Here is a 23883-nt window from a genome sequence, read left to right on the forward strand (position 1 = left end):
TTGAAAATGTCCATATCTTAAATGGCCCCGATAGCGAAACCGTCATCGAGGCCACTCCGTTCAGCATTTAAGCATAGATAATTCTATTTATTCGGCGCTTGACGAACGCTGTCAGCCTGTAGAGGCGCGGGCAGGTATCCGCCAACGTCACAGCCAGCGATTTGTTCCGTCTTTTCAACTCATGAAACTGTTTTGCAACATCGGCGCTCAATGTCACCTTGTCATTTTTGACAATGTTAAGAATTGAGATAATGTTGATGGAAATCCGATCGCCGAGATGTTTACGGTTTTTGGCATCGCCGGCATTGTCCCTCAGTTGTTCCAACGCTTTAATCCCTGCAATATACCCAACGACGTTACGCTCACCGCGGTTGGTTTGCATGATTGAACCGGCACGGACTCTGCGTTTGAACAAGATAGCGCGGGAAACGGCAATTTTTCCGGCCTTAAAGAATAAGCGTGGCGTAAACTCTTCATCTTCATGGATGATCGGTTTAAACCAAATGTTATTCTCCGTAATCAGGTTAGAGCGGAAAACATACATCCAGGCGTTAGGATAAAAAGATCCATAGCCGGACAGGGTATTGAACGCCGAAATCGCATCGGGGAATATTCTGTCCATTTTCCGGTTATAAAACGGTAGCGGCTGCTGCACCGTCGGCGTGGTGTCAAAAAATGAGTCGGCCGAGAAACAGAAGATGTCCAGGTCGGGATGGCTGCGATAGGTATTTAAAAAGGTTTCCAACAGCGTTGGCACCGCAACATCATCCGAATCAAAGTAATAGGTGAACTCTCCGGTGACGTGGCGGCTGCCTTCATTACGCGCCTCGCCCAGTCCATGGTTGGTGGTATGAACAATTTTGACGTTATCAAGGTGACCGTACAGTTCATCCAGCAACTCTCCCGAGCCATCGGTAGAGCCGTCATCGATAATGATCACTTCATACGGCGTGATGGTCTGCGCCAGAATGGAATCCACCGCTTCCTGCACGTATTTTTTGACGTTATATACCGGTATAACGACGGAGATTTTAACCAGATCGTTCGTTATCGTCATAATTTAACCAACTCACAGCCAGGCACGCCTTTGGTCCAGGATTCATAGTACCCCGAGTTCTTGCCGTAGGAGTTATCAATCAGCTGAGTATTCATCTTCAGCAGGCAACACAAGATATGGCCGTGCATACGTGAGGTAATCACCGAGTCGTGCGACATAAAGCGTTGGTTGACGCGATCCACCAACTTATCGGTATATTGATACCACATGGTGTTGGTCGGGAATAAATTGCCCGGGATCTTACGGTTCAGCTTTTCAAACAGGTGCATAAACTTCATAAAACGGCGATCGGCATCGGTGCAGATATCGTGCCAGTCGACAAAGTTGTTAGGATCGGCTTCTGCACCCAGTGCGGACAAATCCGTCTTTTCGATATCGCGGCGAATCATCCACATCGCCTTTTGCTTGATATCACCGCTTTTCTGCTGCGGGAAAACGTTCCACAGCGATTGCGCCATATCAGGGCAAAGGAAGACGTTGTCGCAAAAATGCTCTTTCAGAATCGCTTCACTGTTGGTATCGCGACAGAAGATGGTCAGATTTGGATGCTGTTTAAAGATTGCGCCGGATTTAAGCAGGTTAGCTTTGTCTTTAAAGTGGACGGTTTGCGGTAAGATCACTACCTGATTGTTTCTGTACTTTTTCACCACGGCTTCACGCAACCGCTGATGAGCCGGATAAAGATCGCCAAAGTTGCCGCCGCCGTGCAGTACAATCACCACATGCTCAGGAATTGAGTCGGTTTTCTCGACAAAATTCATACTGGTATGGTCAGAATGGCGCGTGATGACCTTATAGTCATTTTCCTTGAAGAACTGTTCTGCGCCTTTAAGGATTAATAAGTCACCAACGTTCAAATGCAATGGATAGTCTAGATAAATAATTTCGCTACCGCGAGGAACCACCTTCTCAATAACAGACAAATTGTCTTTCAAAACTTGCATTCTTTCCATCTTTAGCATTCCACTCTAAATATTTTACGTAATTTTTCGCTTTTGATCAGTTGTAACTTCACCTCATTAATTAGCGGTGCTTTACTGAAATAAATGACCATAGCAAAAGCAAAAAGACCAAACAGTATTTGCGAAAATAACGTTACAGCCGTTGATACTGTCTCAGGCATAAAGTAGCCAATACACCAACTTACCACCACCGTTGGTATGGTTAATTTAAACGGCAACCATAAACTATTAATATATTGGCGATAACTTTCTCCAAGCACTGGTTTTATCAGGATAAAATAACTCAGGTAGGTATTGATGGCTTGTACGGCCAGGAATGCCAAGGCGACGCCAATCGCCCCGCCGAGCTTAACACCAAGCATCATACTAGGAATAAAGAGTAACGTTTTAAATACGTTAAACTTAAAGCTGATATCAACGCGCGCTTTCGCCATCAGCAACGAACCAATCGGGTTGCCAATGGAGCGCAGCAGGCCGACGATGCACAAAACTTGCAATATCGGCGTAATAAACTCCCAACGTTCGCCGAAGACAAACAGTACAAAATTATGTGAAACCACCATCAACCCCAGCAGTGCTGGGAAATTAATAATCCCGACAAGGGAAAGCAGTTTATAGAATGAGTCCTTGAGTTTAGCGCTATCATCCTGAATTTTGGCGAAAGCCGGGAACAATACTCGCGTGATAATCGGGTTCAGCTTGGTTGGCGGCATCACGGCGACGTTATAGGCCAGATTATAACCACCGGTAACAATCGTCCCCAGACTCCGCGCCAGAATAGCCGTCGACACGTTGGTATTAACAAAGTTCACCAGGCTGTCTGCAGTTAAATAAGCGCCGAATTTAACGTTGGATTTAATCTCAGAAAATGCAAAGCGCATGCTGGGACGATAAATTTTTCTCCCGGCATAGGCAAACAACAGGGTTCTGACAGAGGCATTAATCAAATAGCCGTATATCGCCACGATGGCGAACGGATAGAAGGTAGCAAGCACCAGCGTTGCCACGAACCCCAACAGATAAGAGAACGACTCGATCTTACCAATACTGGCAAAGTTAAGCTCTTTTTGCATCAGGGCGCGGAACTGCTGCCCATGGGGAATCAGCAAAAAGGCGATAGAGATGAGTTGCACCAGCGGCTCCAGGCCTGGCGCATGGAGCGCATTGGCAATCACGCCGCTCAAGACAAACGTCGCCGCGCTTACCGTAAAACCGATGCCCACATTCAACCAATACAGCGTGGTAAGCTGGGTATTGGTAATGTCCTTTTTCTGGACAATTGAGTTAGAGATCCCGAAATCGGAAATGGTATCAGCCAAAGCAATAACAACCATCGCGATGGTTAATAAACCAAATTCGCTGCGGTCAATCATCCGCGACAGCAACGTCATCTGCAAAAAGCTCAGACCGATAATAATTACCGTTGAAATGGCGGACCACTTAGCCCCTCGGACCGTTTTCTCGCGTAGACTCATAGTGATTTTATGACCTGTAATATTCCCATCTTGAATTTACGCTGAACGTAAATTCAAGAGCGATTTCCTTGCGATTATTTCAATAAATAATCTTGGCATAAACAAAATAGCCTTGTCATGGATATGTATGGTCATATCACAGCTACAGCGCTAAGCATAAGCTGCCAAGGTTATCAAACATGATATCAATGGATTTATTTATTTTTTCTCAACAAATTTAACCCAGGCAAGTTTAGTCAATGCATACGGCAATGCCCGCCATTTATAGCGCCAGGCGACGTCAACATCATTAATGGCCGAATGCCAACGCGCCCAGTAAGGCACATCCTTACGCTCGCCGTTCCATCCACGACAGTGATAAGCCGTTACATCGTTGTAAACGGACACGCCCCATCCCTGCCGTTTCAAACGCAGAGACAGTTCAATATCCTCTTTATACATATAGTAGGAACTTTCAAAGCCGACCTTGTCCTGCTTATCACGACACTGCAACAGTGCCGGCACGCGCAGCAGCATAAATGCGCCGCATACCGCATCAACCGCCGTAGGTTGCTTATCCAATGCCGACACCGGCTGATTGGCGTCGATGTCATACCAACGTCCAACCGGACTACAGGCAATGCCTACGGAGTCAAAAATTGGCAGCGGCTTTTTCTCATCGATATTAAAGCGGATCAACGGTACGGAAAATAATCCCACTTTTTCCTGCTCTTTCGTCGCAGCAAAGGATAAAAGACGATCCAGGTTTTCCCCTTCAATATGGGCATCGGGATTAAGCAGCAGTACCCAGTCATAAGACGCAGCATCAAACATGGCCTGATTGTTTCCGGCCACAAACCCCACATTGTTGGTTTTTACCACATCCAGCCGGTGCTTACTCTGTATTGCATCCAGATAATCACTGTTGGTTGAGCCTGAATCAATAATTCTAACTACGATGTCATTTTGTGATGACTCTAACCCGTCCAGCACCCACTGAATATGTTTTTGGCTGTTGTAGGTGACGATCACCACCAAACATTTCTGCGACATTTTTACACCTTAAAACTTAGATTATATTTATCAGAGCAAGGATGAAATCATGAGATAGCGCCGCGCGGCATTCACTGTTCGCCGCACAGACCAAATCCATGTTCAAATTTTTTACTCAGAGACAAACATCTCATGCTCAGGATTATGATTTAATCAATCCAAGATTCAAATTCATCTTATTAAGAAGATATTTTACAATATATTTTGGCGCTGTTTTCTTCACCGTCCAGTAGAGGCTTTCAGAAAGTGATGCGCTTTTGTCACTGGACGCCACAATAAATTTCATAAACTTGGCATCATCACCGACATAGATATTCTGATTGCGCTGCAGCAAATCGTTCAGTGCGCTGCTCAATGGATAGCTCTTGGATACCCGCTGCTCATTTTTGGCATGGTCATGGTGCATCAAGTATTTGTACTCAGGGAAACGCTTGAACGGACCGTGGGAGAACGCCAGTCTCAACCAGGTATCCCAATCCTGCAAGCGACGTACCCGCGTATCAAAACCGCCGATATCCTGCAAATTCTTGGTTAATGTGAAGATTTGGTTTGACGCGATATTATCGAAAAGCAACGCACGGTAATCCGCAACCAGAGGCTCATCCTGTTTGTAATAAATATTGTGCGAGCCGTCTGAATACACCTCTTTAAAGTTACAGCACAGGAACGAATATCGATCATCCCAGTTTTTCACCAGAAATGAGATACGATCCGGAGTAAACTCATCGTCGTCATCCAGGCCGGCAATAAATTTACCGGTCGCGGTAAAAATGCCAAGATTCCTGGTGGCGCAGGCACCCATATTCTTTTCATTACGCAAATAGTGAACGCGTTCGTCTTTCGCGCACAATTCCGCCATATAGTCTGCGGTGCCATCAACAGAGGCGTCATCACAGACCAGCACTTCGATATTAGGATAGTCCTGATTCAAGACGGATTGAACCGCTCGTTTCAACCGGTCAACACGATTGCAGGTTGAGATATAAATACTGACCTTAGGCAACGCATTCTGGTCAATAACACCTGATTCAGCAGTCATAGTACCTCTAAATATTCCTAATTCATTCGGACATGGCCTGTTTATAAAAACAGACGATATTGAGCAGCGCATAAACAAAGCCAACATGCGCAGCCCAACATCCCCTGGCCATCAGTCCGGCCAGGGTTCGGTCATGTTTATAAAAATATTTTACCCAGACTACTGATTGTTTTTAATATCAATCAATACCTTATGCAACCCTTCTTCCCACGCGGATGATGCGATGCCTGCAGCATTTATTTTACGGCAGGACAAGGTTGAATATTGCGGCCTTTCCGCCGGTGTCGGGTAGTCAGCCGTGGTAATCTCGGTCACCTGTGGCACCTTGCTGAGCAGCTGCAGCTGATGCGCATGCGTAAAGATCGACTTGGCGAAGTCACTCCAGCTCACTTCTTTATCGCCGCAGAAGTGATAAACGCCGCCTTCGGCATTTTGCTGCAACAGGTCGATAATCGCCTGCGCGATATCACCGGCATAGGTTGGGCAACCGCGCTGATCGGCGACAATCCCCAAGCTATCGCGATCTTTCGCCAGACGCAGCATGGTTTTAACGAAGTTATTGCCGTATTCGCTGAATACCCAAGCGGTGCGGACAATCAATGACGCGGGTAAAACCTCTGCAACGGCAATTTCACCGTCCAGCTTGGTTTGCCCATAAACGCCCAGCGGATTGGTTGCATCGGTTTCGCTATAGGCGACACTGGCCTTACCGTCAAAGACGTAGTCGGTTGACACATGCACCAACCGCGCTCCCGCTTCTTTCGCTGCCAACGCCAGATTTTTCGGTCCGACAACATTAATCAACGCCGCCAGCTCACGATCTTGCTCCGCTTTATCTACCGCAGTATAGGCTGCCGCATTAACGATGGCATCAGGCTGAAACTCCGCAACTGCCGCTTTGACCTTCTCCAAATCGGTGATATCAAGCACATCGGCATCTGTTGCCCAAACCTGCCATCCCGCAGGAAGACGGTCCTGGAAACAGTTGCCCAGTTGCCCTTTCGCACCCGTCAGCAATACTTTCATTTCGCCAGCTCCTTGAGCAACTTGCCCACTTTGTCTTTTTCAGACAGCAGCGGGTTATCAATTGGCCACTCAATACCTACCTCTGGGTCGTTCCACAGCAGGCAGCCTTCATGGCTAGGATTGTAGTAATCGGTGCACTTGTACTCAAAATCGGCAATGTCAGACAGCACCACAAAACCATGTGCCAAGCCCGGCGGCACCCAGAACTGGGTTTTATTCTCTTCCGACAGGATCACCCCTTCCCACTGGCCGAACGTCGGCGAGTCAGGACGAATATCGACGGCGACATCAAAGACCTCTCCCCGCACCACGCGCACCAGCTTGCCCTGCGGGTTCACCTTTTGGAAATGCAAACCGCGCAGTACACCCTTGGCAGAGCGTGAATGGTTATCCTGCACAAAATCGAGATCGATGTTCAGCATTTCCTGGTAGCGTTTTTTCTCGAAAGTTTCCAAGAAAAAACCGCGCGCGTCGCCAAATACCTTCGGTTGAATAATTTTGACGCCGTCAATTTTGCTATCAGTTACTTGCATGTTACTTCTCCCGGATAATATGTGCGAGGTATTGCCCATACAGCGTTTTACTCAGGAGCTTGGCCTCATCGGCAACCTGCTCGCGTGACAACCAGCCCTTGCGGAAAGCGATCTCTTCCAGGCACGCCACTTTGAAGCCCTGACGCTTTTCAATGGTGTGGATAAACTGTGACGCCTCGATCAGACTGTCATGGGTGCCGGTATCCAGCCAGGCAAAACCACGGCCCAGCAGCTCAACGTTCAGCTTGCCCTGATCCAGGTACATCTGGTTCAGCGTGGTGATTTCCAGTTCGCCGCGTGAAGACGGTTTTACCTGCTTCGCCATTTCAACAACGTTTTCGTCATAGAAATAGAGGCCGGTCACCGCCCAGTTGGATTTTGGCACCGCCGGTTTTTCTTCCAGCGACAGCGCGCGGAACTGGTCGTCAAACTCAACCACGCCAAAGCGTTCCGGATCCATAACCTGATAGCCGAATACGGTCGCGCCTTCATTACGCGCCACCACGTTTTCCAGCTTGGCGCCGAAGCTCTGACCAAAGTAGATGTTGTCGCCCAGAACCAGCGCGCAACGATCGCCGTTGATAAACTCTTCGCCAATCAGGAATGCCTGCGCCAGGCCGTCCGGGCTTGGTTGGATTTCATAGCTCAGATTGATGCCGAAGCGGCTGCCGTCGCCCAGCAGACGCTGGAAGGATGGCATATCTTCCGGCGTAGAAATAATCAGAATATCGCGGATCCCGGCCAGCATCAGCACCGAGATCGGGTAATACACCATCGGCTTATCATAGATAGGCAGCAGCTGTTTTGAGACACCGCGAGTGATGGGATATAAACGCGTGCCGGAGCCACCCGCTAAGACAATACCTTTCATGTTGAAACTCCTTACTTGAAAATTTAACGGGTCAGGCCCAGACGCTCACCGGCATAAGAACCATCTTTAACGCGGCTCCACCAGGCTTCATTCGCCAGATACCACTCCACGGTTTTTCTGATGCCGCTTTCGAAGGTTTCCTGCGGTTTCCAGCCCAATTCGCGGTCAATTTTGGACGCATCGATCGCATAGCGCATATCGTGGCCAGGGCGGTCGGCAACGTAGGTGATCAGATCTTCATACAGGTTGACGCTCGCCGGTTTATTCGGCACCAGCTCGTCCAGCAGACGGCAGATAGTTTGTACAACCTCGATATTTTTACGTTCGTTATGGCCGCCGATGTTGTAGGTTTCGCCGACTTCACCTTCGGTCACCACCTTGTACAGCGCACGTGCGTGATCTTCCACATACAACCAGTCGCGAACCTGCGCGCCGTTGCCATAAACCGGCAGCGGCTTGCCGTCCAGCGCGTTCAGAATAATCAGCGGGATCAGCTTTTCCGGGAAGTGATAAGGACCATAGTTATTTGAACAGTTGGTCACGATAGTCGGCAGCCCGTAGGTACGCAGCCACGCACGCACCAGATGGTCGCTCGAGGCTTTTGACGCAGAATATGGGCTGCTTGGCGCATACGGCGTGCTTTCAGTGAACAAGTCATCGGTACCGTGCAGGTCGCCGTAAACTTCATCGGTAGAGATGTGGTGGAAGCGGAAAGCCTGCTTCGCAGCATCCTCCAGCGTATTCCAATACTGACGTGTAGCTTCCAGCAGCGTGTAGGTGCCAACAACGTTGGTTTCAATAAACGCTGCCGGGCCATCAATAGAACGATCCACGTGACTCTCGGCCGCCAGGTGCATCACCGCATCAGGTTTGAACTCGCTAAAAACGCGATCCAATTCTGCACGGTTACAAATATCAACGTGCTCGAACTTAAAACGGGCGTCGTCAGCAACCGTTTTCAGCGATTCCAGATTGCCGGCATAGGTCAGGCTATCCAGCACCAAGATTTCATCCGCGGTATCGTTAATAATATGGCGGGCCACAGCGGACCCAATAAACCCAGCACCACCGGTAACGATAATTTTCATAATATCCTCAATCTTGAACTATCAACTAATAAGCCGACTTATTGATAAAACCTTTGAAAACGGTCAGGAAAATAATTTTCAAATCCATCCACAAACTCCAGTTCTGGATATAGTAGAGGTCATATTCAACCCTTTTTTCCATTTTCTCCAACACATCCGTTTCTCCACGCCAGCCGTTTATTTGGGCCCAGCCGGTAATTCCCGGTTTCATTTTATGGCGCAGCATATATCCCTTGATCAATTTACGGTATTGTTCATTGTGTGCTACGGCGTGAGGCCGTGGGCCAACAATAGACATATCCCCTTTGATCACATTGAAAAACTGCGGCAACTCATCCAGGGATGTTCTGCGTAACAGGCCGCCAAACGGCGTAATCCGGCTATCCCCTTTCTTCGCCTGGATCACCTTATCGCCATTCTCCATCACGCTCATACTGCGGAACTTCCAAACTTTAATTGCCCGCCCATCAATGCCGTAACGTAACTGTTTAAACAGTACGGGTCCCGGCGAAGTGATCTTAATGATTAACGCAATCGTCAGTAAAACCGGAGAGATAAAGAGCAGAATACAGGTTGAAAAGATGATGTCTTCAATACGTTTCAACACCATATTTACACCACTCATCGGCGTGTCATATAAAGAAATCACCGGTACGCCGTAGATCATTTCACTGCGTGAGTGCAATACATTGAACGTAAAGATATCCGGTATTAGCATCACGGTGCAGGTACTGTCAGCCAAAGCAGAAAGAATATAATTAATTTCTTTGGACTGCTCCATCGGCAAAGCGATATAAACCCTATCAATATTATTTTTGTTCACCTGGGCAATCAAAGCATCAATATCGCCCAAGTGATTCATATCGAGTTTATCGTACCCCTGCACCTTGCCGGTCGTCGAGAAGTAACCAACCAGATTCAGTCCCAGCCACGGCGCATTTTTAATGCTTTCGGCCAAATGTACGCCGGAAGCAAGATCGCCAATCATCACAACCTCTCGGTTGTTATAACCGACCTTGCGCAGATGTCCCAGGATCACGCGAATGAGGGTACGGAAAAAGACAAACAGCACTAATGAGAAGAATGACCATAAAGCATAAAACTTGATGGTGATATTAATCTCATTAATAAAGGCAATGATACCTGCGGTGAAAATTACACTAAGCAACCAGTTTCTTAATAAAAACTGCAACTCCAGACGGAAACTTACGCCACGCCACGAACGATAAAAATCGGTCATTCCACCGATCATTTGGAATAGCACAAGACAGATTAAAGCAACAATGCCGTGAACAAGACCAATTTGCTGATGACTGATATACCCAACCAGCATCATACCAAGCAGCATGCTGAATATATCGGAAAACCGCTGTAGCATTGAGATAATGGAAGCGTTGGAGTGAGTCATGCTTCTACTTGATTCATTCATTATGTGTCTCTTTCCCCATTAATCTACCAAGCCGATATGAATCCACGCTGGTTTAGATTCATTATTTCCAAAACCGGCTATGCATACTTAACTTTGGCAACCATTTCCGCGGCAGCTTGGGATACTTCATCCCCAGCTTATAGCCCACGATCTTCAGAAAATTGTGCACACAAGCTCGAGGTATCCATAACGGATGATTTTTTAATAAGAAAGATAACTCTGATTTGATAAAGCGCATCCCTTCACCGCCGGCTCCACCAAATTTATCTCTAATCCAGGACTCATCATGGTGAAAAACGCCAATATCAAAATATCGCTTAAACTCTTCAATAGGCGTGTAATTATGCGAGTGACGAACTTCAGCCCCGGCACAATAGCTGACTTTATAACCAGCCATCACCGCCTTAGCGGCAAAATACATATCTTCTGAAAGAATGGTGTTAGAAGGAAAACCACCCAACTCCTTAAATACAGAAGTACGATATGCAGCGAAAGAATTAGACGTGAAAACGGTTTTTATGCCCAGTTTTTCTTTATCTTTGAACTCGCTGGTATAGCTCTCCGCGCTATAGTTAAACATCCTGGCGTGCGTAGCCAAAGGATTCGCATCTTTATGAGGGAGTTGTCGTCCATAAGCACAGGCAACGGTAGGATCGTTGAATACCTGCGTAATCTCATCCAGGAAACCCTGTTGCGGGATCGCATCTTGCGTGAGAAAAATTATAACATCGGCACGATCAATATTATTTTCAACCGCCTGATTTCTGGTTCCGCCATGATTGAAGTCTTTAGAATCAATAGACAGCGTTTCAAAATCATGTTGTTTTGCAATAGCCAGCGTATCATCCTTGCTGCCCGAATCTACCACATAAACCACGGCCTTGTTCAGATTGAATTCCGATATTCCATCAGCGGATTCCTGCCACACCTTCCCCCCATTATATGTGGGAATGGCAATTAGATATTTCATCGTGATCACCCGATCTTTATTATATTGCAATATATGACATGCAATGCTCTCTATACCAGAGAGACAACAAATCTTGGATAGTTAATTAGATTTCTTTGAAGTAACAGCTGGCTATAGAATTATAGCCAGCTTTATATAGGAGAGATTTATTTTTCAGAGTCGTAGTTATAGCTATAGTTATCGTAACCGTAGCTATAATAATTCGACAGTTTGCGCACCACGGCGTTCAGAATGACGCCTTTAATCTCAATGCCATTCTGTTCGAAGCGACGGATACTGACTTCGACTTCTTTCGGACTGTTCAGCTCAAAGCGGGCCACCAGCAGTGAAGTACCTGCATGCTTACCGATAATCGCCGCATCGGTCACCGCCAGAATAGGCGGCGTATCCACCAGCACCAGATCGTAGTTCTCAGATGCCCATTTCAACACCTCTTCGAAACGGCGGTGCATCAGCAACTCGGAAGGATTCGGCGGGATCTGACCGCGCGAAATAAAGTCGAACACGTTAGATTGAGTATGCTGCACGGCTTCATTAATCGACAGTTTGCCCGACAACACGTTGGACAGACCTTGTTTACCATCGGCGCCAATCAGCTCGTGCACATAACCTTTACGCATATCGCTATCGATTAACAGCACGCGCTGACCCGTTTGCGCCACAACGGCCGCCAAGTTGGCGCTGATAAAGGTTTTACCGATACCAGGGCTGGCACCAGAAATCATCAGCACATTATTTTTGGCTTCCATCATCGCAAAGTGCAAGCTGGTGCGCAGGCTGCGAATGGCTTCAATCGCCAGGTCAGCCGGATTGCCGAAGGCCAGCAGCGAATCGGCGTCCGCGTTCTGTTTCCGGCCTTTGATTTTCGAAATCAACTCCATATCGCGTTTACGCTGCCATTCGGAAAGCGGAACGCTCGCATAGACATTGATGCCCATCTCTTCCAACTGCTCAGGGCTTTCGATACCGCGATGCAGATAGCTGCGCGCCAGAACATAACCGCAAGACACCATGCCGCCCAGCACCAGGCTCAACAGCATAATGATCGCTTTACGCGGCTGTACCGGGCTGTCGCCGGTCATCGCACGGTCAACGATACGCACATTGCCGATGGTGCTGGCCTTAGAAATATTCAGCTCTTGCTCACGGTTAAGCAGCTGCATATACACTTCTTTGCCGGAGTCAACATCACGGCTCAGACGCACCACTTCCTGCTGCGTTTCAGGCATCGCGTTTACGCGCTTGTTTAAGCGGTCACGCTCTTCTTCCAACGTCTTGCGCTTTTCAAGCAGGGAACGGTAAGCCGGGTGCTCTTTGGTGTACAGTTTGGAAATGTCGGCTTCTTTGAAGGTCAGTTCATTCAGCTGCCCTTCCACCGCCACGATGCTATCAAGAATAGATTTCGCCTCCATCGTCAGATCGACAGAGTCTTTCTGCTGACGATAATGGCTCAGTTTATCTTCAGCGTTGTCCAGAGAAGCGCGAACCTTAGGCAACTGCATACGCAGGAAGACCAGGCTTTTCGCATCTTCTTCAGATTTACGCTCAATATTCTGCTCAAGATAGTTACGCGTGATGCTATTTAGAATCTTTTGAATCATTACCGGGTTGTCCCCGGTCAAGGTCAGCCCCAAGACGCCGGTATCTTTACCCTGGTCAACCACTTCGTACTGATCGGCCAACTGATTGATGGCTGACAAATACGTTCTGGAAGTGATCGTAAAGGTGGTACCCGGCTCGGCAACGATATCGCTGACCAAGATAGACATGCCTTTTTGCTGTGCAAACACGCCGACCTTGCCTTTGAACAACTCGTCACCATCTCTGCTGATGGTGTAATCCGTCGCACTGTCAACGGTCAGTTTGAACGATGGGGAATCCCACCCTTTCGGCAGCGTCAGTTTGGACACCGACAGCTGGCCCGGGTCCTTGTGCATCAGGCGCGCAAGACCGCGGCCAAGAATCGGGAAATAATCCTGTTGAATATCCGTGGTCAGATTAAGATCCTCAACGGTTTTCCCCAGAATCATACGCGACTTCAGCAACTCAATTTCCGGCGCTGACTGCGGCTGGCCGGAAGGCAACATCTGGTTGATGTTGCTTAACAGCTTGTTACCGACATTTTGCTCAACCTGAACAATCGCATTAGCGCTGTATATCGGCGTCGCAAACAAGCAATAGATGATGCCGAAGGTCAGGAAGATGGCGGTAATACCAATAATCAACCAACGATTGTCAATCAGCTCGCCAACCAAACGTCCAATATCCAGCTCATCCGAACTATCGTTTTGAGACACATTAACTCTATTCTTATCTGCCATTGGTAATCCTGATTGACTTAGCGGCTTAAAGCATGAGCCCATTTTTGGGCTGATTTATCAAGAAGCTCATACACAAACTCGAAGGCTTCGCGGGATTGCCTATAGGGATCGGCGATTTCTCGCTGTCCAATCCAGTGCCCATAAAGCATGGTCTTCCCCCTGACCTCAGGCGCCAAACGGCAAACGGAATCAATATGTTCCTTTTCCATTACCAGAATCAGATCGTATTCACGGCACATCTTTGAAGTGAGTTGCCGAGCCTGGTGCCCATCAAGTGAAGTACCTCGCTGCAGCGCGACATCTGCGGCAGTGGCATCTGCGGGTTTATCAACCAACGCCCCCAAACCGGCAGAAGCGATTTCTTTATTCGGCAGTAGATTTTTCAACAGCCGCTCCCCGGTTGGGGAGCGGCAGATATTGCCGACACAAACGACCAATATCGAATTAAACATAAACGTTACCTATCTACACGCTACGGCCAATTACGAATACGTAATGTCCCTTCGGTGAGGTTGTTGAAACCAGAAATGGTCGGCACCAGCTGACTGATGACGCGGTTCCAACGAACGACAGGTGCTGTCGTGACATAAACGATATCGTAAGGCTGCAGATGGAATTCGGTCCCCATTACCATCGCCGCCGCATCGGACGCATTGAGCTGATAGATATTCGCCAGTTTGCTGCCTTCGGCACCACGTAATGGACGAATGACAAAAATACCGGTAGCGTCGGAGAAAGATTGATCCATCCCTTCCGCATTACCCAGCGCTTCGGTCAGCGTCATACCGCTGCGATCCATCTTCAGGGTGGTCTGTTTTTTCACTTCACCCATCACGAACACTTTCAGATCGTCATTGCGCGGTATATAGAGAATGTCACCCGGGTACAGCAGATGGTTTTGCGTCAGGTCGCCCTTTTGCATCAGCGCCTGCAGTGAAATACGTTTTTCTTTGCCGTTATGCGTCAGGATGACGTTGCGCCAGTCGGCGTTCTCTGACAAACCGCCGGCGGCGTTGACCGCATCCATCACAGTCAGCGGCACGTTGGTGATCGCCTGCTGGCCGGATTTGGAAACTTCGCCGGTCACATAGGCTTTTTGCGAGCGGAAGGCGGCAACGCTGACATCAACCTGCGGGCTTTCAATATATTGCGCCAGGCGGTTGGTAATATCAGTACGTACCTGCTGCAGGGTTTTACCCGCAACCTTCACTTTACCAATATACGGATAGAAGATGGAGCCGTCGGAGTTTACCCAGTTGCCGGTGTCGCTGGCGCTACGGTACTGACCCGCAGGCGTGGTCAATTCAGGGTGATCCCAGACGGTCACCATTAACACATCACCGATACCGATCCGGTACTCATAGCTCTGCAATTCACGTTCCAGCGATTTATTAGGCTGCGCTACAACGCTCTGCGGCCGCATTTTATCAACCAGGCGTGGCGTTAACGGATAAATGTTGACCAGCTTATCGAGGTCGTAATCGCTATCCTGCTGCTTAACAACATCTTTTCCGCTGGTAGAAAGGTGGGAGCCGGGGAAAACCGTACAGCCGCTAATCACACTGATCGATACCAAAAGAGGTATCAGTTTCCATTGTTTTTTTGCCATCGAGTTATCATCACTTTCAAAGTAAACATGTATGCTGTGCCAAGTCCCCTGCCAACCATGGCGCCATTACGGCACTCAGCAAAAATGAAGAATTTGTCAAAATTCCACGTATGCATTCGCTAACAATGCATTACGTTGAGCGTTTATTGAAACCGAACTTGCTATTATCAGTTGCCATCCGGTTCGGCGGCTGTGTACTCGCCGAAACGGCCCCGGACAGCACATAACTATAAAGCTTATTCCATGTTACGCCAGAATAAAGTTCTTAAAGTACCCACTGCTCAGCCCATTCGCGAAACGCCTTGCCCTGGGTCGGGTGGCGTAAGCCGTAGGTGACAAATGCGCGTAAATAGCCCATCTTTTCGCCGCAGTTAAATGACTGCCCAACCAGTTCGGTCGCTTCCACCGTCTGCTGTTTCAACAGTTCGGCAATCGCATCCGTAAGCTGCACGCGTCCCCAGGCGCCCGGCTCGGTTCTTTCAAGAATCGGCCAGATATCGGCACCAAGCACATAGCGGCCCACGGCGGAATAGTTAGACTTTAACTGCACATCAAGACCCGGCTTTTCAATAATGGACGTCATCCGCGAGCTCTCGCCCGGCTTCAACGTATCCGTTTCACATTCAACAACCGAATAATCATGCAGCACATGTTCGTCTGCCGTCTGCACCAGCACCTGACTGAGCCCCGTCTGTTCAAAGCGGGTAATCATATGCGGCAGGTTATCTTTGCTCAGATCGGCCTGTGCATCATCAAGCAAGACATCCGGCAGCAACACGACGAAAGGAGAATCTCCAACCAGTGGCTTGGCGCACAGCACCGCATGGCCCAAACCTTTTGGCTGCCCCTGACGAATGTGCATCAGCGTCACCCCTTTCGGCGTGATTGACTGCACTTCATCAAGCAGCTGGCGTTTAACGCGCGCTTCCAGCATCGCCTCCAGCTCAAATGAGGTGTCGAAATGATTCTCAATGGCATTTTTTGACGAATGCGTAACCAGAATGATCTCTTTGATCCCGGCGGCTACGCATTCATTAACGATATACTGAATGAGCGGCTTATCGACGATCGGCAACATTTCTTTTGGAATTGCCTTGGTTGCCGGCAGCATGCGCATGCCGAGACCGGCAACGGGAATGACAGCTTTCAACTTCGTCATGGTAATCCTCTTTCAATCTTGTGATCGTTTTTAAGCCAACAGCGAAACTATTTGCTTTCCAGGGTCTGCTTCAGCCACTGGCTGAAACCTTCGCCTTCGGAAGTATGGCGCAGGCCGTATTGTACAAAGGCCTTCATATAGCCCAATTTATCACCGCAGTCGTGCGACTTACCACTCATATGGAAGGCCTCCACGGTTTCCTGCCCCATCAGCATAGCGATTGCATCGGTCAGCTGGATTTCGTCACCGGCACCCGGAGGCGTTTTCTCCAGCAACGGCCAGATATCAGCCGACAGCACATAACGCCCGACGACAGCCAGGTTAGACGGTGCTTCTTCACGGGCCGGTTTTTCCACCACCGCGGTCATTGGCGCGCTTTCACCTGCCGCCAGCGCCGCGCCGCCGCAGTCCACCACACCGTATTTGGATACATCTTTCTCCGGCACCGGCTCGACCATAATCTGGCTATAGCCCGTCTGCTCGAAACGCTGCAGCATTTTGGCCAGGTTCTCTTTACGCAGGTCCGCCGTCGCATCATCCAACAGCACATCCGGCAGCAAGACAACGAAAGGCTCATCGCCCACCATCGGTTTGGCGCACAATACCGCATGGCCCAAGCCTTTAGCCTGACCCTGACGCACCTGCATCACCGTCACATCCGGCGGGCAGATACCCTGAATTTCCGCCAGCAGCTGGCGCTTGACCCGCGATTCCAATACCGCTTCCAGTTCGAAAGAGGTGTCAAAATGGTTTTCAATCGCATTTTTGGAAGAGTGGGTAACTAAAACAATGTCTTTGATCCCAGCCGCAACGCATTCACTGACAATGTATTGGATTAACGGCTTATCAACCACCGGCAACATTTCTTTAGGAATGGCTTTCGTTGCAGGCAGCATACGCGTACCCAACCCGGCTACCGGAATCACTGCTTTCAGTCGTTTTTGCATGCTTTAATCCACCAACAAATTACAAAATAAGAGTCACGGTTACAGGCTAAATCAGCGTTCCAGCCGGCAACATCGGAAAAGTCCATGTCATGGCGGCGACTCCGTTAAATTCTCTTGATGAAGAAGTCTTCAGACACGCTACCGCCCTTGGCTTTCAGCTACCAATGCACTGTATACACGTTCATGTGGCAAACGGATGGTTCTCATCGCGTTTGGTCAGTCAACTCAAGTGCTCTGTGGCATTTAATGCCGAGCAAGTCACAAAAAAGTAAAAAAGCTCTACGCCCTTTATAACGAAACGGTGATACTTGTTCACTTTTATATATGGCTAAGATTCTTATACTAATGACTAACTGAAACAAGCCTTAGATAGGTTCAGACAAGTCTTTTCAGAATAAGACTACTTATTGCCAGAAATTCTAGGGTTTTCTCCATTCGATACAGTTATAAGTCAATGATAAAAATACTATTATTCCGTAATAAAAACGTTAAAAAGCTCATTGATTAACCGTTAATCGTGCGGATAATCATCAATTGTTTTCAGCACCTGTCAAAATGTCTCTCCCCATGACCCTGCCTTCCCCTACCTGATTCACAGTTGAATTTTGCCCAAGCTGCACGCATCCTTTTCTAAGGGGATAATCTTCGTAAACTCAAAGGGGTAATCAGGCTTATGGAGTGGATTGCCGATCCAACAATCTGGGCGGGTTTGGCCACGCTGGTGGTGCTGGAGATCGTCCTGGGGATAGACAACCTGGTGTTTATCGCCATTCTGGCGGAGAAGCTCCCCAAAGAGCAGCGCGACAAGGCGCGGGTGGTCGGCCTGTTGCTGGCGTTGCTGATGCGTCTGGTGCTTCTCGCCTCCATTTCCTGGCTGGCTACTCTGACCAAACCCCTGTTTGCCGTGCTCGGCCATCCGTTCAGCGGCCGCGATCTGATCATGCTGGTCGGCGGCATCTTCCTACTGTTTAAAGCCACCATGGAGCTGAACGAAAGGCTGGAAGGCAAAGATGAGGAGCAGCACGGCCAACGTAAGGGCGCCCGCTTCTGGCCGGTGGTGGCGCAGATCGTGGTGCTGGATGCGGTCTTCTCGCTGGATTCGGTGATTACCGCGGTCGGCATGGTCGATCACCTGGCGGTAATGATGCTGGCGGTGTGTATCGCCATCGGCCTGATGCTGTTGGCCAGCAAGCCGCTGACGCGCTTTGTCAACGCGCATCCCACCATTGTAATTCTGTGCCTCAGCTTCCTGTTGATGATCGGTTTCAGTCTGGTGGCGGAAGGCTTTGGTTACCACATTCCGAAAGGTTACCTGTACGCCGCCATCGGCTTCTCGGTGATGATTGAAGCACTTAACCAGCTGGCGCAGTTTAACCGCCGCCGCTTCCTGTCGCAGGTGCGGCCGCTGCGTGAACGCACGGCGGAAGCGGTATTGCGCATGTTAAGCGGCAGGCATGAAGATGCGGAAATCGACCGAGACGCCGCACAACTGATCCCTGACAGCGGCGAAGGGAAAGAGATTTTCAATCAACAGGAACGCCACATGATTGAGCGGGTGTTGGGGATGGCGCAGCGCACCGTCAGCAGCATCATGACCTCGCGTCACGATGTTGAATACCTAGAGCTCAACGACCCGCAGGAAAAGCTCAGACAGCTGTTGGAAAGAAACCTGCACACGCGCATCGTGGTGGCCGAAGACAGCGCCAGCGATGAGCCGCTCGGCGTGATTCACACTATCGATGTGCTGAAGCAGCAGCTGGCTCAACAGGAGCTTGATCTGCGCGCGCTGATCCATCAGCCGCTGATCTTCCCGGAACAGCTGACGCTGCTCGGCGCGCTGGAACAATTCCGTCAGGCGCAAACCCACTTTGCCTTTGTTGTCGACGAGTTTGGTTCGGTGGAGGGCGTAGTCACCCTCACCGACGTGATGGAAACCATTGCCGGCAATCTGCCGGAGGCCGGTGAAGAGCTGGACCCACGGCATGATATTGAGCAGTTGGAAGACGGCAGTTGGATCGCCAACGGCTATATGCCGCTGGAAGATCTGACGATTTATCTGCCGCTGCAGCTGGAGGAAAAACGGGAGTACCATACGCTGGCCGGGCTGCTGATGGAGCACTGCCAGCGTATTCCGCAGGAAGGCGAACAACTGACCATCGGCGATTATCTGTTTGAGCCGCTGGCCATCAGCAGCCATCGCATTATCAAGGTAAAAATCACCCCGCTTGAGCAACCTGAGCCAGATTACGAAGTGTAAACCGCCGGACGAGCCATACGCCCGGCGCGATCACGTTACCGCTGTACCGGCACCAGAATTTCAGTGGCGACAATCACCACAATAAGCCCGACGATCACCGGTACCGAGGTGCGTTTGACCACCTCCATCGGTGAGATTTTTGCCATCCCCGCAACCGCTACCACCACGCCGGAAACCGGCGACAGCGTGCGGCCAAGATTGGAAGCCTGCAGCATTGGGATCACCAGATAAGCCGGATTGACGCCCATTTGCGCGGCAAGTTTGGGAATCAGCTCCACAAAGGCGTAAAACGGTGCGTTGCCGGAGCCGGTGGCCATCGCCGCCAGCATGGTAATCGTCACCAGCACCAACATCATGATAATGCCGCCGGTGCCGAAGGACTGCGCGGTATCAATCAGGCCGCTGATAAAGCCGACGGTGCTCAGCCCCTGGGCAAACACGCCGGCCGCTACCAACAGCATCACTACGCCGGCAAACGCATCCGCCATGCCGCGGTATGCCACTTCCAGCCCGCTGAACACGGCCTTGGCATCAAAGCTGCGGATAAATTCAATCAGCGCGGCCAGCAGCATGCACAGCACCAGCACGGTGATAATATGCAGCTCAGGCCCCCATTTACCGTCAAAAATCAGTACGCCGAGGATCGGTGTAAAAGGCAGGACGGCGTAAAAACCGGGCGCCTTCGTCACAATTTCGCTGACATCCATCACGTGGTGCTGTTCGTTACTTTTCCTGTCCAGATAGCGCTGCCAAAAGAAATGCGCGACGGCCATACAGGCAATGGCCGCCACGGAGATCGGCAAGGTGGTTTTAAAGGCGAAGTCCACCAGCGGCATTTCTGCCGCTTTGGCCGCCAGCACCACATCACCGGAGGTTGGCGCCAGGATGATCGCCGCCGGCGAGGCGCAGATCGCCGCCGCCGCACCGCGGCTGATGCCCACATTGACCATCAGCGGGAACAGCGTCGCCATCAGCAACACGCCCAGCCCGGTCGCCGACGACACGGCCAGCGACATCAAACAGGCAACAATATAGGCGGCCACCATCAGTACATAAGGGGAGTTGATCATCTGCAGCGGGCGGGAGGCCAGCTTGACCACCATATCGTTAGCGCCGATATGCGTCATATAGGCGGCAAAACCGCACAGCATCATAATCATCATGCCGAGATCGCCGCCGCGGCTCATCAGCAGAATCTTGACGTATTCAATGATATCCGTGGCGCGCCAGCCGGTGGGACTTGCGCTGGCCGGCAGTACGCTTTTCCCCATCAGCGCGCTGATGGCCAGAAGCAGCAATCCACCGACCATCAGCACGCCGGTGGCCGAATACCCTTTGATGATATAGCGTACAACACCTCCCGCTACCCCTACCCCGATCAGAAGCTCAATCATAAACCCTCTATGTATAATTATTAGCTGCCTATGTCTTTGGCCCGCAGAATCACGCTCCACTCTGCCCAAATTAACTATACGGGAATATGACTTTTATCAAAGTTACAATCGGAAACTATCAGGGAAAACGGCGGGTAATTGCGGGTGATACGCCGATACGGGCCAGACATCGGCCCGCACCGGCGGAGGGTATTACAGCTTGTCGAGCAGTTTTTTCAGGTCTTGTCCGTCGCGGGATTCTTTATTTTTCTCCGCCCATTTGTTCAGCGCATCCTTGGCACGCTCCTGTAAGGAGTTACGCAGCACCTGATCGACCTTCAGCTGATAGTTCAGCTGCTGCCACGGCCCAAACACCCGTAGCGGGATCGGCGTCTTCTGCAGCTGTTCTATCAGTTTGCTGCTTCCCTGCCAGCCGCCGGTCACCTGTACGTTCAGCGTAATATCACACTGTTTTTCCGGCAGGTTCAGTTTACCGCCGCCGTTAAAATGTAACAGCGATGACTGCGCACTCAGCTCACGCAGCGTCACCGCCCCGCGGTTCAGGTTAGCCTTGGCCGCCAGCTGCTGCAGCTCGGTATAGCGCTGATACTGATCCTGCCCGCGCACGCCCTGCTCATTACGCGCTACCGCCTGCTGAATCAGCTGTTGGATATTCAGACCGTGCAATTGAGCGTTGGCTACCGCCAGTTGCGCGCTCCCCTGCCAGCTATTCAGCAAGGCATCAATCGCCAGACGGTCACCGCTCAAGACGCCGTTCATCGTCAGCTGCCCGGTCATAAATTGCGGGAGATCAAACGCGTTGAACAGCGTCGCCAAATCTATCCGCTGCAAACTCGGCTGCACCTGCGCAACGGCGTGATCTCCGCGCACGTCCAGCGAGCCGGGTAAGGAGAACTCACCGCCGGCGACCTGTCCCGTCAGAGTCGGCATCGTCAGCTTGCCGCGCTGATTATCAGCCTGAAGTTTCAGCTGCGCGATGTTCATACCGCGGTAAGTCAACCGGTCGGCGCTCAAATTCAGCCTGGCATCAAAATCGCGCAGCGCCTGCAAATCCCGCTGCGGCTCCGCACCGCTGGCGATCACCGGGCCGGCGGTCATTGCCCGCACCGGCTGCGCGTCGCTGCCACCGCTACTGTTATGCCAGCCGGAAAGCGCGTCCAGATTCAGATTCGGCGAACTCAGGTTCAGGATATAGTCGGGGATATCGCCAAAACCGGCGCTGATGCTGCCGGCAAACTGACTGTCGTTGGCGCTAATCTGCAGCTGGTTGAGCGTGACCCGGCGCGGCGTCTGCTGATACAGCGCCTGTAGCGCCCCCTGACCTTTAATGCCGCCCACCAGAATATCGGCGCCTTCAAGCTGATAGTTGAACTGGCTGACCGTGGCGCTGGCCTGACGCGGATACTGGCTCAGATCCAGCGCGGCCGTCAGGTTGACGCTCAGATCGCGCTGATCGCGATTGATACGGCTGCTCAGTTCCAGATCCGCCTGGCGGTCGCCGCTGCGCTGCAGCGAAAGGTTGATATCGCGGACGTTAATCTGCTCATTATTAGCGCGCTGCCAAATCAGCAGGCTGTCCACCACCTGCAGATTATCAATATCGAATTTCCAGCTCGCGGCGGGTGACTCTTCAGCGTTGTTGCCGCCCGGCGCAATCGGCGCATCCGGCAGACTCTGTTCTTCAGAGTCCGGCGTAAGACGAATCACCGCGTTCTTCAGCATCACCTGTTTTACGAACAGCTGGTGAGAGATCAGCGGCAGCAGTTTGACATCCAGACGCATATTGTCCGCACTGACAACCGGTGCTTTGGCGCCCGGCGCGGTCAGCGTCATACGGCCGGCCAGAATGCTCAGCTGCGGCCAAACGTGCCAGCGTAAATCACCGTCTAATGTCAGGTGATACCCGCTGCGCTGTTCAACCTTTTTGATCATGTAGCTGCGGAATTCATTCGGGTTGACCAGCAGCACCAGCGCAGACATTCCTGCCACCAGCACTACCAGCAAAATCACCAAAGTCGTCAGTAATCGTCTCATGCCTTCCTCTTGTCAGCACGGCGTCCGCCCGCCGTTAGTCCTTATCGATGCGGCTGGCTACAGCGCCCTGCTGGTCCTTGTATTTTGCATCTTCACGGCTGTGGTAAGGTCGCGCAGCCGGGCCGGAGAGCGGTTCAAAACTCAGCGCGCCGATCAGCATGCCCGGGCGCAGCGCCAGCGGCAGCTTACCTGAATTATAGAACTCCAGAACAATGCGCCCGTGCCAGCCGGGATCGATACGGTGCGCGGTGACGTGCACCATCAGCCCCAGACGCGCCAGTGAAGAGCGGCCGTCCAGCCAGCCGACCAAATCATTCGGCAGCGTGACCGATTCCAGCGTCACCGCCAGCGCCAGTTCGCCCGGGTGCAGGAAGAACGCTTCCCCTTCAGGCAAGACGATTTCATCGCTCATCACGCGATCCAACGCCGCGCTGACTTCATCCTTCGGTCCGCTCAGATCGATAAAAGCGGCGGTATGGCCACGGAATACGCGGAACTGGTTGCCCAAACGGACATCCACTGTGGCCCCGCTAATGCGCTCAATCGGCGGTCGCGGCGTAATCGCCAGTTTCCCGCTATCCAGCCAGGCTTCGATATCGCGGTCGCACAGTCTCATCTCTATTCTCTCCATCAAGAAGGCGCGTAAACAACAAAAATTGCCATACAAAGGGCGAAAGGTC

20 protein-coding genes are annotated in these 23883 nt (G+C 50.8%); 1 reads left to right on the forward strand and 19 read right to left on the reverse strand.

Going from position 1 to position 23883, the window contains the following annotated elements:
* Positions 1–67: 67 nt before the first annotated feature.
* The 16 genes from FO014_RS02490 to galU form a co-directional block, all read right to left on the reverse strand.
* Entirely contained in the window at positions 68–1057 is a 990-nt protein-coding gene (locus FO014_RS02490; RefSeq protein ID WP_160027568.1) for a glycosyltransferase, read from the reverse strand.
* Positions 1054–2010, reverse strand: coding sequence for a polysaccharide pyruvyl transferase family protein (locus FO014_RS02495; RefSeq protein ID WP_160027570.1), 957 nt, complete (start codon positions 2008–2010; stop codon positions 1054–1056). Before FO014_RS02495 ends, FO014_RS02490 begins: the two co-directional genes overlap by 4 nt.
* 2 nt (positions 2011–2012) lie before the next feature.
* Entirely contained in the window at positions 2013–3494 is a 1482-nt protein-coding gene (locus FO014_RS02500) for an MOP flippase family protein (RefSeq protein WP_160027572.1), read from the reverse strand.
* A 198-nt stretch (positions 3495–3692) separates the two neighbouring features.
* Positions 3693–4526, reverse strand: a complete 834-nt coding sequence (locus FO014_RS02505) for a glycosyltransferase (RefSeq protein ID WP_160027574.1) — start codon at positions 4524–4526, stop codon at positions 3693–3695.
* A gap of 142 nt (positions 4527–4668) precedes the next feature.
* Positions 4669–5565, reverse strand: coding sequence for a glycosyltransferase (locus FO014_RS02510; RefSeq protein WP_160027576.1), 897 nt, complete (start codon positions 5563–5565; stop codon positions 4669–4671).
* 159 nt (positions 5566–5724) lie between these two features.
* Positions 5725–6591: a dTDP-4-dehydrorhamnose reductase gene (gene rfbD, locus FO014_RS02515; RefSeq protein ID WP_160027578.1), complete on the reverse strand. Its 867-nt coding sequence runs from the start codon at positions 6589–6591 to the stop codon at positions 5725–5727.
* On the reverse strand, positions 6588–7124 hold the full coding sequence (gene rfbC / locus FO014_RS02520; RefSeq protein ID WP_160027580.1) for a dTDP-4-dehydrorhamnose 3,5-epimerase: 537 nt from the start codon (positions 7122–7124) through the stop codon (positions 6588–6590). The genes rfbD and rfbC overlap by 4 nt, the downstream gene beginning before the upstream one ends.
* A 1-nt stretch (position 7125) precedes the next feature.
* A complete protein-coding gene (rfbA, locus tag FO014_RS02525; RefSeq protein WP_128144469.1) occupies positions 7126–7995 on the reverse strand; it encodes a glucose-1-phosphate thymidylyltransferase RfbA in 870 nt (289 codons plus the stop codon).
* Between the two features lie 23 nt (positions 7996–8018).
* A complete protein-coding gene (rffG, locus tag FO014_RS02530; protein WP_201282927.1) occupies positions 8019–9086 on the reverse strand; it encodes a dTDP-glucose 4,6-dehydratase in 1068 nt (355 codons plus the stop codon).
* A gap of 22 nt (positions 9087–9108) precedes the next feature.
* Positions 9109–10512, reverse strand: coding sequence for an undecaprenyl-phosphate glucose phosphotransferase (gene wcaJ / locus FO014_RS02535; protein WP_160027584.1), 1404 nt, complete (start codon positions 10510–10512; stop codon positions 9109–9111).
* Between the two features lie 61 nt (positions 10513–10573).
* Positions 10574–11482 carry a glycosyltransferase family 2 protein gene (locus FO014_RS02540; protein ID WP_160027586.1) on the reverse strand — a complete coding sequence of 303 codons (909 nt, stop codon included), beginning with the start codon at positions 11480–11482 and terminating at the stop codon, positions 10574–10576.
* A 146-nt stretch (positions 11483–11628) separates the two neighbouring features.
* A complete protein-coding gene (wzc, locus tag FO014_RS02545) occupies positions 11629–13803 on the reverse strand; it encodes a tyrosine-protein kinase Wzc (RefSeq protein ID WP_160027589.1) in 2175 nt (724 codons plus the stop codon).
* Positions 13804–13820: 17 nt separating this feature from the next.
* Positions 13821–14255: an arsenate reductase/protein-tyrosine-phosphatase family protein gene (locus FO014_RS02550; RefSeq protein ID WP_054304898.1), complete on the reverse strand. Its 435-nt coding sequence runs from the start codon at positions 14253–14255 to the stop codon at positions 13821–13823.
* A gap of 20 nt (positions 14256–14275) precedes the next feature.
* On the reverse strand, positions 14276–15412 hold the full coding sequence (locus FO014_RS02555; protein WP_160027591.1) for a polysaccharide export protein: 1137 nt from the start codon (positions 15410–15412) through the stop codon (positions 14276–14278).
* A gap of 265 nt (positions 15413–15677) precedes the next feature.
* Entirely contained in the window at positions 15678–16571 is an 894-nt protein-coding gene (locus FO014_RS02560; protein ID WP_160027593.1) for a sugar phosphate nucleotidyltransferase, read from the reverse strand.
* Between the two features lie 47 nt (positions 16572–16618).
* Positions 16619–17518, reverse strand: coding sequence for a UTP--glucose-1-phosphate uridylyltransferase GalU (galU, locus tag FO014_RS02565; protein WP_054304900.1), 900 nt, complete (start codon positions 17516–17518; stop codon positions 16619–16621).
* A 673-nt stretch (positions 17519–18191) separates the two neighbouring features.
* On the opposite strand from galU, the gene FO014_RS02570 reads away from it, so the two are divergent.
* Positions 18192–19775, forward strand: coding sequence for a TerC family protein (locus FO014_RS02570; RefSeq protein WP_160027595.1), 1584 nt, complete (start codon positions 18192–18194; stop codon positions 19773–19775).
* A gap of 35 nt (positions 19776–19810) precedes the next feature.
* Here FO014_RS02570 and dcuC read toward each other — a convergent pair whose 3' ends face one another.
* The 3 genes from dcuC to dcd form a co-directional block, all read right to left on the reverse strand.
* A complete protein-coding gene (dcuC, locus tag FO014_RS02575; protein WP_160027597.1) occupies positions 19811–21169 on the reverse strand; it encodes an anaerobic C4-dicarboxylate transporter DcuC in 1359 nt (452 codons plus the stop codon).
* Between the two features lie 192 nt (positions 21170–21361).
* Positions 21362–23203 carry an outer membrane assembly protein AsmA gene (asmA, locus tag FO014_RS02580; RefSeq protein ID WP_160027599.1) on the reverse strand — a complete coding sequence of 614 codons (1842 nt, stop codon included), beginning with the start codon at positions 23201–23203 and terminating at the stop codon, positions 21362–21364.
* 34 nt (positions 23204–23237) lie between these two features.
* Positions 23238–23819, reverse strand: coding sequence for a dCTP deaminase (gene dcd, locus FO014_RS02585; RefSeq protein ID WP_015671638.1), 582 nt, complete (start codon positions 23817–23819; stop codon positions 23238–23240).
* Between the last annotated feature and the right edge of the window lie 64 nt (positions 23820–23883).

The organism is Serratia rhizosphaerae (assembly GCF_009817885.1).
GTDB lineage: Bacteria > Pseudomonadota > Gammaproteobacteria > Enterobacterales > Enterobacteriaceae > Serratia_B > Serratia_B rhizosphaerae.

What these genes read in the sequence shown, in the direction of transcription:
- FO014_RS02490 (WP_160027568.1), bottom strand. Translation starts at nt 1,057, where the DNA reads ATGACGATAACGAACGATCTGGTTAAAATCTCCGTCGTTATACCGGTA.
- FO014_RS02495 (WP_160027570.1), bottom strand. Translation starts at nt 2,010, where the DNA reads ATGGAAAGAATGCAAGTTTTGAAAGACAATTTGTCTGTTATTGAGAAG.
- FO014_RS02500 (WP_160027572.1), bottom strand. Translation starts at nt 3,494, where the DNA reads ATGAGTCTACGCGAGAAAACGGTCCGAGGGGCTAAGTGGTCCGCCATT.
- FO014_RS02505 (WP_160027574.1), bottom strand. Translation starts at nt 4,526, where the DNA reads ATGTCGCAGAAATGTTTGGTGGTGATCGTCACCTACAACAGCCAAAAA.
- FO014_RS02510 (WP_160027576.1), bottom strand. Translation starts at nt 5,565, where the DNA reads ATGACTGCTGAATCAGGTGTTATTGACCAGAATGCGTTGCCTAAGGTC.
- rfbD (WP_160027578.1), bottom strand. Translation starts at nt 6,591, where the DNA reads ATGAAAGTATTGCTGACGGGTGCGAAAGGGCAACTGGGCAACTGTTTC.
- rfbC (WP_160027580.1), bottom strand. Translation starts at nt 7,124, where the DNA reads ATGCAAGTAACTGATAGCAAAATTGACGGCGTCAAAATTATTCAACCG.
- rfbA (WP_128144469.1), bottom strand. Translation starts at nt 7,995, where the DNA reads ATGAAAGGTATTGTCTTAGCGGGTGGCTCCGGCACGCGTTTATATCCC.
- wcaJ (WP_160027584.1), bottom strand. Translation starts at nt 10,512, where the DNA reads ATGAATGAATCAAGTAGAAGCATGACTCACTCCAACGCTTCCATTATC.
- FO014_RS02540 (WP_160027586.1), bottom strand. Translation starts at nt 11,482, where the DNA reads ATGAAATATCTAATTGCCATTCCCACATATAATGGGGGGAAGGTGTGG.
- wzc (WP_160027589.1), bottom strand. Translation starts at nt 13,803, where the DNA reads ATGGCAGATAAGAATAGAGTTAATGTGTCTCAAAACGATAGTTCGGAT.
- FO014_RS02550 (WP_054304898.1), bottom strand. Translation starts at nt 14,255, where the DNA reads ATGTTTAATTCGATATTGGTCGTTTGTGTCGGCAATATCTGCCGCTCC.
- FO014_RS02555 (WP_160027591.1), bottom strand. Translation starts at nt 15,412, where the DNA reads ATGGCAAAAAAACAATGGAAACTGATACCTCTTTTGGTATCGATCAGT.
- FO014_RS02560 (WP_160027593.1), bottom strand. Translation starts at nt 16,571, where the DNA reads ATGACGAAGTTGAAAGCTGTCATTCCCGTTGCCGGTCTCGGCATGCGC.
- galU (WP_054304900.1), bottom strand. Translation starts at nt 17,518, where the DNA reads ATGCAAAAACGACTGAAAGCAGTGATTCCGGTAGCCGGGTTGGGTACG.
- FO014_RS02570 (WP_160027595.1), top strand. Translation starts at nt 18,192, where the DNA reads ATGGAGTGGATTGCCGATCCAACAATCTGGGCGGGTTTGGCCACGCTG.
- dcuC (WP_160027597.1), bottom strand. Translation starts at nt 21,169, where the DNA reads ATGATTGAGCTTCTGATCGGGGTAGGGGTAGCGGGAGGTGTTGTACGC.
- asmA (WP_160027599.1), bottom strand. Translation starts at nt 23,203, where the DNA reads ATGAGACGATTACTGACGACTTTGGTGATTTTGCTGGTAGTGCTGGTG.
- dcd (WP_015671638.1), bottom strand. Translation starts at nt 23,819, where the DNA reads ATGAGACTGTGCGACCGCGATATCGAAGCCTGGCTGGATAGCGGGAAA.